Origin of the sequence: Psychrobacter sp. W2-37-MNA-CIBAN-0211 (assembly GCF_040309405.1) — a bacterium.
Classification (GTDB): Bacteria; Pseudomonadota; Gammaproteobacteria; order Pseudomonadales; family Moraxellaceae; genus Psychrobacter; species Psychrobacter glaciei.
The window spans coordinates 1-252 of the sequence record NZ_JBEOOU010000409.1; the positions used below are offsets into that span (position 1 = coordinate 1).

Sequence of the window (252 nt, forward strand, 5' to 3'; positions counted from 1 at the left end):
GCTGTGACCCACATGTAGTGGTTGATGAATGTCGCCGACAAAATGTACGTAAAATGCCAATGCTTGCCATTTCTCTTGTTGGCTGGCTTTAGGGTTTACTAATATTTTTTCAAATCGTTGCAAACTTTCGATGATATCGCCATCAGCATTGCGCTTAACCGTTTTCCACGACTCATCGTCTTCAATTGAAATGTAATGCCATGGCGCAGCGCGATCCCAAGTGTTGTCGGAGCGGATTTCATCAGCCCAAGT

At 44.8% G+C, this 252-nt stretch carries 1 protein-coding gene; it reads right to left on the bottom strand.

From position 1 onward, the window contains the following. Positions 1–252 (bottom strand): S1/P1 nuclease (locus AAEY72_RS15680; RefSeq protein WP_352311550.1); only part of this gene is annotated, 252 nt, incomplete at both ends.